The organism is Xanthomonas translucens pv. cerealis, assembly GCF_006838285.1.
In the GTDB taxonomy this organism is placed as follows: domain Bacteria; phylum Pseudomonadota; class Gammaproteobacteria; order Xanthomonadales; family Xanthomonadaceae; genus Xanthomonas_A; species Xanthomonas_A cerealis.
Window position 1 is genome coordinate 3444417 of record NZ_CP038228.1, and the last position, 13933, is coordinate 3458349.

General features: G+C 70.0%; 11 protein-coding genes and 4 pseudogenes. 8 read left to right on the forward strand and 7 right to left on the reverse strand.

All coding sequences use genetic code 11. The features are described 5' to 3' along the window. Positions 1 to 137 precede the first annotated feature (137 nt). Positions 138 to 1535 carry an FAD/NAD(P)-binding protein gene (locus E4A48_RS15265; protein ID WP_058196960.1) on the reverse strand — a complete coding sequence of 466 codons (1398 nt, stop codon included), beginning with the start codon at positions 1533 to 1535 and terminating at the stop codon, positions 138 to 140. A 479-nt stretch (positions 1536 to 2014) separates the two neighbouring features. Between E4A48_RS15265 and aroQ the strand changes: the two genes are divergently transcribed. The 3 genes from aroQ to accC all read left to right on the forward strand — a co-directional run bounded on the left by aroQ (position 2015) and on the right by accC (position 4563). Next, the gene (aroQ, locus tag E4A48_RS15270) at positions 2015 to 2461 is read left to right on the forward strand and encodes a type II 3-dehydroquinate dehydratase (protein WP_039008134.1); all 447 of its coding nucleotides are present in this window, start codon (positions 2015 to 2017) and stop codon (positions 2459 to 2461) included. 105 nt (positions 2462 to 2566) lie between these two features. Then, positions 2567 to 3052, forward strand: coding sequence for an acetyl-CoA carboxylase biotin carboxyl carrier protein (gene accB, locus E4A48_RS15275; RefSeq protein WP_039008135.1), 486 nt, complete (start codon positions 2567 to 2569; stop codon positions 3050 to 3052). A gap of 143 nt (positions 3053 to 3195) precedes the next feature. Beyond that, positions 3196 to 4563 (forward strand): acetyl-CoA carboxylase biotin carboxylase subunit, encoded by a 1368-nt coding sequence (gene accC / locus E4A48_RS15280; RefSeq protein WP_003470512.1) that lies wholly within the window; start codon positions 3196 to 3198, stop codon positions 4561 to 4563. A 430-nt stretch (positions 4564 to 4993) separates the two neighbouring features. Here the strand turns inward: accC and E4A48_RS15285 are convergent, their stop codons facing one another. Both E4A48_RS15285 and E4A48_RS20630 read right to left on the reverse strand, forming a co-directional pair. After that, positions 4994 to 5347: a hypothetical protein gene (locus E4A48_RS15285; RefSeq protein ID WP_039008138.1), complete on the reverse strand. Its 354-nt coding sequence runs from the start codon at positions 5345 to 5347 to the stop codon at positions 4994 to 4996. After that, positions 5344 to 6292 (reverse strand): annotated as a pseudogene (locus E4A48_RS20630) (hypothetical protein). The gene E4A48_RS15285 and the pseudogene E4A48_RS20630 overlap by 4 nt, the downstream one beginning before the upstream one ends. Before the next feature lie 200 nt (positions 6293 to 6492). Here E4A48_RS20630 and prmA point away from each other — a divergent pair. Further along, positions 6493 to 7413 carry a 50S ribosomal protein L11 methyltransferase gene (prmA, locus tag E4A48_RS15300; RefSeq protein WP_142742716.1) on the forward strand — a complete coding sequence of 307 codons (921 nt, stop codon included), beginning with the start codon at positions 6493 to 6495 and terminating at the stop codon, positions 7411 to 7413. Between the two features lie 44 nt (positions 7414 to 7457). On the opposite strand, the gene E4A48_RS15305 is transcribed toward prmA, so the two are convergent. Next, positions 7458 to 7916 carry a hypothetical protein gene (locus E4A48_RS15305; RefSeq protein ID WP_142742717.1) on the reverse strand — a complete coding sequence of 153 codons (459 nt, stop codon included), beginning with the start codon at positions 7914 to 7916 and terminating at the stop codon, positions 7458 to 7460. Between the two features lie 189 nt (positions 7917 to 8105). On the opposite strand from E4A48_RS15305, the gene E4A48_RS15310 reads away from it, so the two are divergent. The 3 genes from E4A48_RS15310 to fis all read left to right on the forward strand — a co-directional run bounded on the left by E4A48_RS15310 (position 8106) and on the right by fis (position 9947). After that, the gene (locus E4A48_RS15310) at positions 8106 to 8474 is read left to right on the forward strand and encodes a helix-turn-helix transcriptional regulator (protein WP_039008141.1); all 369 of its coding nucleotides are present in this window, start codon (positions 8106 to 8108) and stop codon (positions 8472 to 8474) included. Between the two features lie 581 nt (positions 8475 to 9055). Continuing rightward, complete coding sequence (locus E4A48_RS15315) at positions 9056 to 9559, forward strand: DUF3426 domain-containing protein (protein ID WP_141696371.1); 504 nt, start codon at positions 9056 to 9058, stop codon at positions 9557 to 9559. 115 nt (positions 9560 to 9674) lie between these two features. Next, positions 9675 to 9947, forward strand: coding sequence for a DNA-binding transcriptional regulator Fis (gene fis / locus E4A48_RS15320; RefSeq protein ID WP_003471008.1), 273 nt, complete (start codon positions 9675 to 9677; stop codon positions 9945 to 9947). Between the two features lie 368 nt (positions 9948 to 10315). Here fis and E4A48_RS15330 read toward each other — a convergent pair. From E4A48_RS15330 to E4A48_RS15335, 3 pseudogenes are all read right to left on the reverse strand, one after another. After that, positions 10316 to 11286 (reverse strand): annotated as a pseudogene (locus tag E4A48_RS15330) (phosphatidate cytidylyltransferase). Continuing rightward, a pseudogene (locus E4A48_RS20635) lies at positions 11283 to 11645 on the reverse strand (lysophospholipid acyltransferase family protein); the annotation flags it as partial. The pseudogenes E4A48_RS20635 and E4A48_RS15330, both read right to left, overlap by 4 nt. Then, positions 11637 to 12238, reverse strand: a pseudogene (locus E4A48_RS15335) (CDP-alcohol phosphatidyltransferase family protein); the annotation flags it as partial. The pseudogenes E4A48_RS20635 and E4A48_RS15335, both read right to left, overlap by 9 nt. Before the next feature lie 78 nt (positions 12239 to 12316). Between E4A48_RS15335 and purH the strand changes: the two are divergent. Continuing rightward, a complete protein-coding gene (purH, locus tag E4A48_RS15340) occupies positions 12317 to 13903 on the forward strand; it encodes a bifunctional phosphoribosylaminoimidazolecarboxamide formyltransferase/IMP cyclohydrolase (RefSeq protein WP_058196901.1) in 1587 nt (528 codons plus the stop codon). Positions 13904 to 13933: the final 30 nt, after the last annotated feature.

The window sequence follows — 13933 nt, forward strand, 5'->3', positions numbered from 1 at the left end:
TTTGCGCACTCGCTCCTGTACCCGTTTACGCACTCGCCCCTATGGGCGGCTTCAGCCGCGACCGGACTTCACCGGTAAGATCCGGTCGCGGCTGAAGCTCCTGCAAGGGATCGGGATCGTTGCCTGGATCGGATGCGCTACACCGCCTGCCGCTGCGCCTCGCCGCCGACGCCGCCGCCTGTAACCCACGCCTGCCCCAACGCCGCCAGTTCCGCGGCCAGGCGCTGCGCGCCGGCGCGCAATTCCGGCACCGCGGTGATTTCCCACAGGCCGCCGCGCAGCAGCGGTCCCAGGCAGTACAGCCCGGCCACCGGATGGCCGCTGCCGTCGCGCACCTGCAAACGCGCGTCCACCACCAAGCCCAGGCCCAGCGGATCGGCCTGCAGCAGGCCCGCATCGCGCATCGTGGCGATCAGCGGATGGCTGGTGCGGGCAACGTCGGTGTCCAGCCCGGTGGCGCGGATCAGCACGTCGAAGTCTTCGGTGCGCGCGCTGTAGCTGGCGCGGTCGCGGATCACCGCCTCCACCGCATGTTCGCCCAGCCGCGCGCGCAGCAGGCGACCGGCGCGGATGCGCAACTGGCCCTGTTGCTGCATCTGCGCCAGCGCAGTGGCCGCGGCCGGCGCCAGCCGATGCCGCGCCACTTCCCAATACGGGCGCAGGTGGCGCAGGAACCGCGAGCGCGCCGCCGGCGCCAGGCCTTTCCAGAACGGCTGCAGATGCGGACGCAGCGCGTCAACCACGCAGCGCCAGTCCTCCACCACCGTGGTCAGCTGGCGCAGGCTGCGCACCAGTCCGGTGAGGTCGTGGTTGCGCAGCGCCTGCGCCACGCGTGGCGGCAGCGTCACCGGCGCGCCCGGGTGGGCCAGGTGCGCCTGCGGCGCCAGACCGCGCCGCGACAACGCGGTGATCGGACCGCGATGGCCACGCCGGCGCAGGGTCAGCGCGACATCGGCCATGGTCAGACCGGTGCCGACCAGCAACAGCCGCGCCTGCGGCGGCACCTCGTCCAGCACCCCATCCTGCCACGGCCAGCCGATGTAGCGGCGGTGCACCGCCAGGCGCGGCCCGATGCCGGGCAGCGCCGCCGGCGGCAGCGCGCCGATCGCCAGCACCACCACGTCGCTGACCACATCCTCGCCATTGGCCAGGAAGATGCGGAAGCCGTCCGGGCCGCGTTCCACCGCCACCGCCTCTTCGCTCACCCGCGCCACCTCCACCGCCGAAGAGGCCAGCGCCGCGTCCAGGTGCTGCTCCAGGTAACGGCCGTAGCGCAGCCGCGGCAGGAAGTCCAGGCGCTGCCCGGCGTCGAGTTGCAAGGCGTCGGCGAACCCGCCCGGATCCTGCGGGTCCACGCCCAGGTCCTTGGCGCGCACGTTCAACAGATGTTCCGGCCGCGCTGCGCCATAGGCGATGCCGCGGCCGAAGGTATCGGCCACGCCGATCAACGTCAGCCGGCTGGCCGTTCCCTGCCTGGCCAGGGCCGCGGCCAACAGGTTGCCGCAGAATCCTGCGCCGATGATCGCAATTCGCATGGCGTGCACTCGTGGCTGTTTGGAGCGCCCTTTGTGCCCGGGATGCCGGCCGCGTGTGTAAATGGCCGGTTAATGCGCACCACATGGCGCATGCCGATCGGGCATCAGCAGATGCGCCTGACGCATGAGCGGCGGCCGATCGGTCTCGATCCGGGCCGGCGTTGGCCGCGCATGCCGGCACGGCCACGCAGGCACTCCGCCGACTCAGCGAAGATCCGCTCCGGCCAACGCCGTCTGCACCGATTGCCTGCGCCCCGAGGATCCAGCCCATCGGCGCCATTGCCGGCGCGTCGGCCGATGCGGCCGAACCGCAAACGCACAGGCGATTCATGAACGAACGTGTAGCTTGGCCCTGCCCGCTGCTGGCGCGGTCCTCGCGCAGAAACAAAACGCCCGTTTAAAACAGCCGCAACTTCGCCGAACTGGACAGTAATCCCGGCTTCGCGCAGACTCCCGCCCTTTCCGCTGCTTTGTCTTCCATGGCGCGACTGCTGCTGTTGCACGGCCCCAACCTCAACCTGCTCGGCACCCGCGAGCCGGGAATGTATGGGCATACCACGCTGGCGCAGATCGATGCGGCGCTGCTCGCGCAGGCCACGGCCGCCGGGCACCAGCTGGACAGCCTGCAGTCCAACGCCGAGCACGTGCTGGTGGAGCGGGTGCAGGCCGCGCGCAGCGACGGCACCGGCTTCATCCTGATCAACCCGGCCGCGTTCACCCATACCTCGGTAGCGCTGCGCGACGCGTTGGCGGCGGTGGCGATCCCGTTCATCGAGATCCACCTGTCCAACCCGCACAGCCGCGAGCCGTTCCGCCATCACAGCTATTTCAGCGACCATGCGCTCGGCGTGATCTGCGGCTTCGGCGCCGACAGCTACCGCTATGCGCTGGACGCGGCGCTGGCCCGGCTGGGAGCCAGCGCATGAACGGCAACCCCGGCTTCAGCGCGCGTCGCGCGGCGCTGCGCCACCCTCTCCGCGTTCGCCGGGCCGCGTGCCCGGTCATTTCCCGATTCACCTCAAGAGGCCGTTATGGATCTGCGTAAAATCAAGAAGCTGATCGACCTGCTGGAAGAATCCAATCTCGCCGAGATCGAGATCAAGGAAGGCGAGGAAAGCGTGCGCCTGGCGCGCACGCCCAAGGGCATGATCGCCAGCGCCCCGCAGTACGCACCGGCACCGGCCCCCTCAGCCGCGCCGCCTGCGGCCGCGCCGATGCCGATGAGCTCGCCCACCGAGGCCTCCACCGGCGGCACCGCCAAGCCCGGCAACGCCCTGCCCGAAGGCCACGTGCTGCGCGCGCCGATGGTCGGCACCTTCTACACCTCGCCGTCGCCGGACAAACCGGCCTTCGTCACGATCGGCCAGGCGGTCAAGGCCGGCGAGACCCTGGCGATCATCGAGGCGATGAAGATGTTCAACCCGATCGAAGCCGACATCTCCGGCACCATCGTCGCGATCCTCAGCGAAAGCGGCGTGCCGGTGGAGTTCGATCAGCCGTTGTTCGTGATTGGCTAAGCCGCCGGGACCGGGGACCAGGGACCGGGGACCGGGAAAGGCAAAAGCCCCAAAGCGCGTGCGCTTGGCTCCTGCTCTTCCCGGTCCGCGGTCTGCGGTCCCCGGTCCCGAAGAGACAACCCCGTGCTTCGGAACCCCATCCCATGCTAGATAAAGTCGTCATCGCCAATCGCGGCGAAATCGCGCTGCGCATCCTGCGCGCGTGCCATACGCTCGGCATCCGCACGGTCGCGGTGCATTCCACCGTCGATCGCAACCTCAAGCACGTGGCCATGGCCGACGAGTCGGTGTGCATCGGCCCGGCGGCGTCGGCCGAGAGCTACCTCAACATCCCGGCGCTGATCGCCGCGGCCGAGGTCACCGACGCGCAGGCCATCCATCCCGGCTACGGTTTCCTGTCGGAGAACGCCGACTTCGCCGAGCGCGTGGAGCAGTCCGGTTTCATCTTCATCGGCCCCAAGGCCGACACCATCCGCCTGATGGGCGACAAGGTCGAGGCGATCCGCGCGATGAAAGCCGCCGGCGTGCCGTGCGTGCCCGGCTCGGGCGGCCCGCTGGGCGACGACATCGTCGCCAATACCAAGGTCGCGCGCGAGATCGGCTACCCGGTGATCATCAAGGCGGCCGGCGGCGGCGGCGGCCGCGGCATGCGCGTGGTGCATTCGGAGGCGGCGCTGAAGGCGGCGATCGAGACCACCAAGTCCGAGGCCAAGGCCGCTTTCAGCAACGACCAGGTGTACATGGAGAAGTTCCTGGAGAATCCGCGCCATGTGGAGATCCAGGTGCTGGCCGACGGCCAGGGCAACGCCATCCACCTGGGCGAGCGCGACTGCTCGATGCAGCGCCGCCACCAGAAGGTGGTCGAAGAAGCCCCCGCGCCGGGCATCACCGAGCAGTTGCGCAGCGAGATCGGCAAGGTCTGCGTGGATGCCTGCGTGCGCATCGGCTATCGCGGCGCCGGCACCTTCGAATTCCTGTTCGAGGGCGGCCGTTTCTACTTCATCGAAATGAACACACGCATCCAGGTCGAGCACCCGGTCACCGAGCGCATCACCGGCATCGATCTGGTCTGCGAACAGCTGCGTATCGCCGCCGGCCACAAGCTGAGCATCAAGCAAAGCGACATCGTGCTGCGCGGCCACGCCATCGAATGCCGGATCAACGCCGAGGATCCGGAAACCTTCATGCCCAACCCGGGCCTGATCACCGCCTTCCATCCGCCCGGCGGCCCCGGCGTGCGCGTGGACACGCACATCTACAGCGGCTACAAGGTGCCGCCGAACTACGACTCGATGATCGGCAAGCTGATCGTGCACGGCCCCGACCGCGACACCGCGATCGCGCGCATGCGCGTGGCGCTGAGCGAGATGGTGGTGGACGGGATCAAGACCAACATCCCGCTGCAGCAGCGGATCATGCGCGACAAGGGCTTTCAGGCCGGCGGGCAGAACATCCACTACCTGGAAAAGCGCCTGGCCGAGCGCAAGAACAAGTCGATTGCGTTGGTGTGAGAGCCGGGATTGGGGAATCGGGAATCGGCAGACCCGGTTCCTGATCGATTCCTGCCGATGAAACGCGGCGATCTCGATGCTGATGGCGGGCCGCCGTCCGGACTGATGGCCCGCTCGCCCACCGTTGCGACGCTTCACCAGACCGGCGGCTGGCTCCTTGCAGGAGCAACTGTCTTCAGCCGCGACGAGCGGAGTGTGAATGTTCCGAACGGGCATGCAGTCGGGACTGAAGTCCCTCCCACAACAGGCCTCGTCGCTCCGCGGCGCCGGTGGAGTCCTTGTGGGAGCGGCTTCAGTCGCGACGAACGCAGCGGCGGCCCGGCTTCGGACGTTGTCGCGGCTGAAGCCGCTACAGGCTCCGCGCCCAGGTCGCGCACGACAGCGCAGGGCCGGGAACCGGCCGTTGCGATTCCCCACTCCCCATTCCCGGCTATTTCGCCTGCATCCCCGGCACCGGTTCGGCGCCCAGGGTCGAGGTTGGGCTGACGATCATCACCGTGTCGGTGGAGCCGTCCGGCCATACGATCTGGAAGGTGCTGCCCGGGCTCAGGGTGGAGAACGGCATGCCGCTGCGGGCGCGGTAGATTGCCGCCACCTGCGCGGCGCCGGCGCGGCGCAGGTCCGGGGTGGCGTGTGCGGTGGTCCGCTCGACCTTGGACAGGCCGCGGTAGCGCTGTTCAGGCGTGTCGATCAGCAGCAAGCCGGCCGCCGCCGCCGAATAGGCGACCAGGGGCAGCACCCAGAACCAGAACTTGGCACCGTGCAACCATCGCCGGTAATTCATGAGCCCGCTCCTGTCGCCGTCGTCTCCACCAACAGGTTGACCATCTCGTTCATCGTGTCCGTGCCTTGCCGCGGCACCGCGGCGGCGTAAACAAAACTGCTGAAATCCTGGGTCGGGTCCTGCGAGCAGATCCCGCCGTTGGCGCAATAGCGGGTCATCAGCTCGCTGTCCGGGCCGCAATCCAGCCCCCAGCCGGCAGGCCGCCAGCTGCCAGGCCAGTTCGGTGAAGGCGGTGCCGGCGATGCGCTCGTCCAGGCTGTCGTCGCCGCTGGCGGCCAGGCCCATCGCCGGCGCCAGCGCCAGGTACGCATCCGGGTCGCCGGAGGCGCGCATCCGTTGAACCAGATCGCGCTTGTAGCCGGCCGACGCCTGCAGCGGCTGCCCCAACGTCAGCAACGCCGCCTTCGCGGCCAGGTTGCCGCGGCGCGCGGCCTGCACGCGCTGGGCGACGATGGCCTGACGGGTCAGGCCGTCGCCGGGCACGAAGCCGGCGCAGCGGCGGCCGACCCGCGCGCGCGCCACCGTCATCCGCGCCGACGTGGGCAACTGCGCCGCATCGATCGCGCGGGTGTCGGCGGTATAGCCGGCCGGGTCCATGGCATAGCCGCCGCAGTAGTCGTAGATGCGGCTGAGCAGCCAGGACGCATCGGCATCGCCCTGCGCGGCGGCGGCGGACAGCTGCTGCGCGGTGCGGTACAGGTCGGGACTGCGCTCCAGCGCGGCGCGGCGGTCGGGCGACGCCGCCGGCAATGCCTGCACAGAGCTGCGCCGACGCTGGTCCTGGTCCGGCACGTCTATCGCAACCTGGGTGGCCGCGGCGGCGGCGGCCACCGGCGGCAGCGCCTGCGCGGCCGCCAGCAGCACCAGGCGATAGCCGACCACGCCCAGCAGCAACGCAGCGGGCGCCAGCAACAGCCAGGTTTTGCGGGACATGGCGAAGGGCATGCGCGTAGGCGATCTGGGCAACGGGCGACGAGGGCGGCCGGGCCCGCTGCGACCGTCGGACGCCGCAGTGGCGCAGTCTAGCTAGCGCAGCCGCTGGCGGGCCACGCCAGGCAGTGGCGGCCGCGGTCACGGCGGTCGCCGGTTCGAGCCGCCGCGGCGGTCGTCTAAGATGCGCGGTCCTTTCTCCGCGTGCCCGACCGATGCCGTTCCTCGAACTGACTGTGCGCTGCACCGATACTACCCAGCCCCGCTACGAGAACGCGCTGGAGGACGTCGGCGCGCTGGCGGTCACCCTGCTCGACGCCGAGGCCGACACCAGCAACGAGCGCGCGATCCTGGAACCGGGCGTCGGCGAGACCCCGCTGTGGGGCACGCTGGTGCTCAGCGCGCTGTTCCCCGCCGAGCAGGACGCGTTGCTGCTGCTGGCCGCGCTGGAGGCGTTCGACCCGGGCCTGGACTGGGCCCAGGCCACGTTCCGTAAGGTCGACGACCAGGACTGGGAACGCGCCTGGCTGGACCAGTTCCAGCCGATGCGCTTCGGCGCGCGCACCTTCATCGTGCCGTGGAACCATGAGCTGCCGGAAGAAGCGCGCGGCGCCGATGCCGCGGTGGTGAGGCTGGATCCGGGCCTGGCGTTCGGCTCCGGCACCCACCCGACCACCGCGCTGTGCCTGCGCTGGCTCGACGCCCTGGCCGCCGACGGCGCCCTGGCGCAGGCGCGGGTGCTCGACTTCGGCTGCGGCTCCGGGATCCTGGCGCTGGCCGCGCTGAAGTTGGGCGCGGCGGCGGCGGTGGGCGTGGACAACGACCCGCAGGCGCTGCTGGCCACGCACGACAACGCCGAGCGCAATGACGTCGGCACGCGCCTGGTGGTGCACCTGCCGGCCGACGAGCCGGTGGCTACCTATCCGGTGGTGGTCGCCAACATCCTGGCCTCGGCGTTGGACGCGCTGGCGCCGACCCTGGCCGAACGCGTCGCGCCGGGCGGGCGCATCGCCCTGTCCGGCATCCTGCACGGCCAGGAACCGGAGCTGCTGCAGCGCTACGCCCCCTGGTTCGAACAATTGCGCGCCGAGCAGGACGGCGACTGGATGCGCATCGACGGCGTGCGCCGCAGCTGAGGCCGGCCCGCACCGGGACGCCAGCGCGCTGGCGCGGCCGGCGCTCAACGCCGCCCGGCGGCCAGGCTGCGGATCGCCGCGGTCAGCAGCGCCGCCTCGGCATGGATCGCCAGCACCCGCGTGCACGGCCGCCAGCCCAGCGCACGCAATCGGCGCTCGTGCCAGCAATGGCCGCGCCGCGCCCGCGGCAGCCGCCAGGCCAATTCCAGCGCCAATCCGAACGCCGCGGCCACGCCCAGCACCTGCACCACCACCACCCAGGCCGCGGCATGCAGCAGCAGCCATAGCGCGGGCGGCAGCGGCGCGGGCGGATACGGCAGCGCGAACACCCGCCACGACCAGCCCTGCCTGACGGCGCAGCGCCCGTCGCCGGCGTCGGCCCAGATCCGGTAGCGGTGCGCGCCGATCCCCGGTGGCGGCCTTGGGCGGCGCGACGCGGGCGGCGGCGCGGGCGCGAAACGGGGGCGGTCAGTGTCCTGCGGTGGGGCATCCTGTGTGTGCATCGGCGCGTCCTGGTCCATGGCAGCGGGTCGGTCGATGGCGCTGGCAGGGACCGCGCGGGCAGCCCGGCGTCTTCACTGCGCACAGCCATCGCAGACGACAGTATCAACAACAAAACGGTCATTGAAAGCCGTACGAACCAACTTTCCCGGCCGGCACGGCTATATCTCGCCTCCCACGCGGAGGTGAGTGTGAGCAGCAAGCTGTACGAACGGGTGCGCGAAGCGCGCAAGCTGACCGGTCTCACCCAGGAAGCCCTCGCGCTGGACCTGGCGGTGACCCGTAGCGCCGTGGCGCAGTGGGAAATGGCCGACGGCACCGCGCCGGCGGTGGAACACCTGAGCGCCCTGGCCCGCCGCAGCGGGATGACCTTCGAATACCTGGCCACAGGCCGCGGCGAACGCGTGTTCGGCGAGCCGCTGTCGGTGGCCGAGGAAGCGTTGCACTACCGGCACCTGTCCGACCAGCAGGCACGCCTGCTCGACGGCTTCGAAACCCTGAGCCCACGCCAGCGCGCCGGCCTGCTGGACCTGATCGGCATCGGTAAGACCCGGCGCTGAGCGGGCCGCTCCCGGCATTCTTGCAGGAGCGGCTCTGGGTGGCCTCGGGCCATCAGCCGCGAGAAGAACTTGCCGAAGGTGCCTGTGGCGGCTGCAGCCGCTCCTGCACCAGGCCACGACCGCGCTGCAGCCCGCTGCCGCGCGTGCTTGAATAGCGTTCTCGTTGCCGCCGTCGCCTCCGCATGCCCGATCCCAGCCCGCCCCGCCCCAGCCTCGCGACCCTGCTGCGCCAGCCCGCGCGGCCCGCGCCGGAACAGGCCGATGCTACCGCGCCAGCGGATGCCGAGCCGGGCGCGGCGGCCAGCCCGGCCCAGGCGCGTGGCGCCGGCGCTGCGCAGCACGCCGATGCCGTACCAACGCCAGCGCAAGTGGCGCCAGCCACGTCCAGCGCGGCCCCAGACGCTTCGCTCGCCGCCACGGCTCACTCGCCCCCCCTTGCTTATGAGGCCGACGCGTCGCTGGCATCCCTCCCTGGCGCATCCGAATCGGAATCGGAACTGGCATCGGAAGCGGCGCTGCAGCCAGCGCCAGCGCCGCAAGCCAGCGCCGCGCCCGCCAGCGCAACCGCCACGCCCAGCTTCATGCAGCGCAGCAGCGCGTCGCGGCGGCCGGTGCTGCACGCCGCGCCCTGGCAGTGGATCGCACTGGCCGGGCTGGGCCTGCTGCTGGCCTTGCAGATCCTGATCGCCGACCGGCAACGGCTAGGGGCCGACGCGCGCTGGCGGCCATGGGTGGCCGGCGTGTGCCAGGTGCTGCGCTGCAGCCTGCCACCGTGGCGCGAGCCGGGCGCGTTCACCATGCTCAGCCGCGAAGTGCGGCCGCTGCCCGGCCGGGCCGGCACGCTGCAGATCCAGGCCACGTTTCGCAACGACGCGCGCTGGGCGCAGGCGTGGCCGCTGCTGCAACTGTCGCTGGCCGATGCCGACGGCCGCACCATCGGCAGCCGCGTGCTGCGCCCGGAGGACTACCTGGGCCGCACCCGTCCCGAGGCGGCGACGCTGGCACCCGGGCAGAGCGCACAGGTGACGTTCCAGGTGCGCGAACCGGCGGCGGAAACTGCGGCATTCAGTTTCGACTTCCACTGAAACACTGTGGCACCACGATCCGCCATGGCAGCGAGGCAGGCCACGCGCTAGACTCGTTCCCCCGCGCCGGCCCTCCAGCTCTCCGGCGCCGCCGTCATCCGGGGACCCGCCGAACTTGAACGCCGCCACCACTCGTCCTGACTCCAGTCGCGGCGCGCCGAAGCCGCCGCTGCGCGAACACGTGGCCCAGTCCGTGCGCCGCTACCTGCGCGATCTCGATGGCTGCGATGCCGACGACGTGTATGAGATCGTGCTGCGTGAGATGGAGATCCCATTGTTCGTGGAAGTGCTCAACCACTGCGAAGGCAACCAGAGCCGCGCCGCGGCGATGCTGGGCATCCATCGCGCGACGTTGCGCAAGAAGCTCAAGGAATACGGGTTGGCGTGAGGCCGGGACTCGGGACTCGGGACTCGGGACTCGGGACTCGGGACTCGGGACTCGGGACTCGGGACTCGGGACTCGGGACTCGGGACTCGGGACTCGGGACTCGGGACTCGGGACTCGGGACTGCAGGATCATGTCCGCGTATGAATCACCGTCAAGCGATCTGATAAAAAAGCCGCTTTTTCTGCAGAAAAGGCGGCTTTTTTATTCCAGCCCGGCCGCTTTCCTGTAGGAGCAACTGTCTTCAGCCGCGACCGGGGCGTTACCGGTCGCGCCTGGTCGCGGCTGAAGCCGCTACAGAAAAGCAGCAATGCAGTGCACTCGCGCGCATCCACGAGTCCCGAGTCCCCGGTCCCGAGTCCCGGCCCCCTTCACACCCACCCATACCGAATCAAGTGAAAAAACACCGGCGCGGCGAAGCACACCGAGTGCAGCCGGTCGAGCACGCCGCCGTGGCCTTCGATCATGTAGCCCCAGTCCTTGATGCCGCGGTCGCGCTTGATCGCCGACATCACCAGGCCGCCGACGAAGCCCATCAGGTTGGCCATCAGCGCCAGCGCGAACGCCTGCAGCGGCGAGAACGGGGGATCCACCACAAGGCCGCGCCGAGCAGGCTCGCCGACAGGATGCCGCCGACGAAGCCTTCCACAGTCTTGGACGGCGACAGCTTCGGCGCGATCAGGCGCTTGCCGATCAGCTTGCCCCACACGTACTGCAGCACGTCCGAGGACTGCACCACGATCACCAGGAACGCGAACAGCAACAGGTTGCGGCCTGCGTAGCCGGGAATCTCCAGGTTCAGCAGCGCCGGCACGTGCGAGATCCAGAACACGCAGATCATCAGCCCCCACTGCACTTTCGCGGTGCGCTCCAGAGAGCGCGTGGTGTCGCGGCCGATGGTGGCCAGGATCGGCAGCATCAGGAACGCGTAGACCTGGATCAGCACCGTGTACAGCCCGTACCAGCCGCTCCACACCAGCCAGTACTGTCACGGCAGTACGATGTAGAACGCGGCCAGCAGCGCGTAGTAGTCGCCGCGCCGGGTCGGCGCCAGGGTGATGAACTCGCGCAGCGCGAACAGCGACACTAGCGCGAACAGCACGATCACCCCGATGCGTCCGAACACGAACGCCAGCGCCACCACCGCGGCCATCACCCACCACGCGCGATCCGCGCCACCAGATTGTCGAGCACCGCGCTGGGGCGCCCGCGCGCGCCAGCGCAGCGTTTCGGACATCAGCGTGGCCAGCAGCAGCACCGCGGCAATGCCGAGGAACAGCCAGATGGTCTGCTGCCGCAGCGAGGATTGTTGCAGGTGGTCGCTGAAGGCGATCGTGCTCATCGCGCGGCCTCCATCTGTTCCGGCGACAGCGCCAGCAACGCCGCACGCGTGCGTTCCAGGAATGCGTGCTTGTCCTCGCCAGCGCCCAGCCGCAGCGGCTCGCCGAAGGTGGTGGTGCACAACAGCGGCAGCGGCAACCACTTGCCCTTGGGCATCACCCGCTTCAGGTTGTCGATCCACACCGGCACGAATTCCAGTTCAGGCCGATGCCGCGCCAGATGGTAGATGCCGCTCTTGAACGGCAGCACGCCTTCCTCGGTGTTGCGCGTGCCTTCCGGAAACAGGATCAGCGAGCCGCCGCCATCGACCGCTTCGCACAGGCACTCGATCGGATCGCGGCGGCGCTGCGCGGCCTCGCGCAGGCCGGCGGCAACGCGCCGCAGCACCGTCGCCGCGCACAGCACCGCCAACACCATCGCGAACCCGTCCACCGTCTTCGCCCCCACCCAGCCGCCGGCCAGCAGCAACCCCAGCAGGCCGATGGCGAAGGCGCGATCGCTCTTGCCCATCGGCCCGTCGTAGCGCCTTGCGGCGCCGACCATCAACCCCAATCCCCGGCATACTCGGTCGATGCCGCCGCCAGCGCCAGCGCCCACAGCCAACCGGCACCCACGCCGGGCACGCTGGCCAGGCTCAGATACAGCGCCGCATCGGCGATCACGTCGCTCAATTCGTTGAGGTAGGCGCCCAGCCTGGACTGCTGCCCGAACTCGCGCGCCAGCATACCGTCGATGGCATTCAAACCCATGCGCAGCAGCATCCACGCCGGCAGCAGCGCGTACCACAGCGGCTGCGCCGGCGCGCGCCAGAACACCCAGGCGGCGACCAGCAGCGACACCGCGGCCGCGCCCGCGGTGACCTGGTTGGCGGTCGCGCCGAGTCGGTACAGGCCGCGCACCCCCGGCCGCAGCAGATCCTGGAAGCATCCTTTCAATGCGTAGATCGACACCATTGCGGGGTCCTGAGGGTCCATGCCGGGGCGGCGCAGCCTACAATATCGGCTCCCCGCTCCAATGTGTGCCCTGCCCCCATGCCCTCCGATTTCCTGCCCGTGCGCCGGGCATTGCTGTCCGTTTCCGACAAGACCGGCCTGATCGACCTGGCCCGCGCGCTGGCCGCGCGCGATGTGGAGCTGCTGTCCACCGGCGGCACCGCCAAGGCGATTCGCGAGGCGGGGCTGGCGGTCAAGGACGTGGCCGAGCTGACCGGCTTCCCGGAAATGATGGACGGCCGGGTCAAGACCCTGCACCCGCTGGTGCACGGCGGCCTGCTCGGCCGCGCCGGCAGCGACGATGCGGTGATGGCCGAACACGGCATCGCCCCGATCGACCTGCTGGTGCTGAATCTGTATCCGTTCGAGACGGTCACCGCCAAGGCCGACTGCACGCTCGCCGAGGCGGTGGAGAACATCGACATCGGCGGCCCGGCGATGCTGCGCTCGGCGGCGAAGAACTTTGCGCGCGTGGCGGTGGCCACCGATCCGGGGCAATACGCCGACCTGCTCGCCGACCTGGAGGCGCACGACGGCCAGCTGTCGGCGGCCAGGCGCTTCGCGCTGTCGGTGGCCGCGTTCAATCGCGTGGCGCAGTACGACGCGGCGATCAGCAATTACCTGTCGGCGGTGGTCGAGCACAACGAGGCCGGCGTGTGCCGCAGCGCGTTCCCGGCGCAGAGCAACGGCAGCTTCGTCAAGGTGATGGACCTGCGCTACGGCGAGAACCCGCACCAGCAGGCCGCGTTCTATCGCGACCTGCATCCGGCGCCGGGTTCGCTGGCCACGTTCCAGCAGGTGCAGGGCAAGGAACTGAGCTACAACAACATCGCAGACAGCGACGCGGCCTGGGAATGCGTGCGCCAGTTCGACGCGCCGGCCTGCGTCATCGTCAAGCACGCCAACCCGTGCGGCGTGGCCGTGGGCGCGGCCTGCGGCGATGCCTACGAACTGGCGTATGCGACCGATCCGACCAGCGCCTTCGGCGGCATCCTCGCCTTCAACCGCCCGCTGGACGCGGCCACTGCCAAGGTCATCCTGGACCGCCAGTTCGTCGAGGTGCTGATCGCCCCGGACTACGACGGGGGTGCACTGGAATATGCGAAGAAGAAGGCCAATGTACGCGTGCTGCGCATCCCGCTGGCGCCGGCCTCCCGCGGTTTCATCGATACCAAGCGTATCGGCTCGGGCCTGCTGATGCAGACCGCCGACGATCGCGTGGTGAGCCGCGACGAACTGAAGGTGGTCACCCGCCTGGCGCCGACCGAAGCGCAGTTCGCCGACCTGCTGTTCGCGTGGAAGGTGGCCAAGTACGTCAAGTCCAACGCCATCGTCTACGCCAAGGACCACCGCACCATCGGCGTCGGCGCCGGGCAGATGAGCCGGGTGTATTCGGCGCGCATCGCCGGGATCAAGGCGGCCGATGCGGAGCTGGTAGTGCAGGGCTCGGTGATGGCCTCCGACGCGTTCTTCCCGTTTCGCGACGGCATCGACGCGGCGGCGGCGGCCGGCATCAAGGCGGTGATCCAGCCCGGCGGCTCGATGCGCGACGGCGAGGTGATCGCCGCCGCCGACGAACACGGCATCGCCATGGTGTTCACTGGCGTGCGGCATTTCAGGCACTGAGGTGCCGGGATTCGGGAGTGGGGAATGGGG

Bases quoted from the DNA above. Each gene is read 5' to 3' on its own strand.
- E4A48_RS15265 (WP_058196960.1), bottom strand. From the start codon at position 1,535: ATGCGAATTGCGATCATCGGCGCAGGATTCTGCGGCAACCTGTTGGCC.
- aroQ (WP_039008134.1), top strand. From the start codon at position 2,015: ATGGCGCGACTGCTGCTGTTGCACGGCCCCAACCTCAACCTGCTCGGC.
- accB (WP_039008135.1), top strand. From the start codon at position 2,567: ATGGATCTGCGTAAAATCAAGAAGCTGATCGACCTGCTGGAAGAATCC.
- accC (WP_003470512.1), top strand. From the start codon at position 3,196: ATGCTAGATAAAGTCGTCATCGCCAATCGCGGCGAAATCGCGCTGCGC.
- E4A48_RS15285 (WP_039008138.1), bottom strand. From the start codon at position 5,347: ATGAATTACCGGCGATGGTTGCACGGTGCCAAGTTCTGGTTCTGGGTG.
- prmA (WP_142742716.1), top strand. From the start codon at position 6,493: ATGCCGTTCCTCGAACTGACTGTGCGCTGCACCGATACTACCCAGCCC.
- E4A48_RS15305 (WP_142742717.1), bottom strand. From the start codon at position 7,916: ATGCACACACAGGATGCCCCACCGCAGGACACTGACCGCCCCCGTTTC.
- E4A48_RS15315 (WP_141696371.1), top strand. From the start codon at position 9,056: ATGCAGCGCAGCAGCGCGTCGCGGCGGCCGGTGCTGCACGCCGCGCCC.
- purH (WP_058196901.1), top strand. From the start codon at position 12,317: ATGCCCTCCGATTTCCTGCCCGTGCGCCGGGCATTGCTGTCCGTTTCC.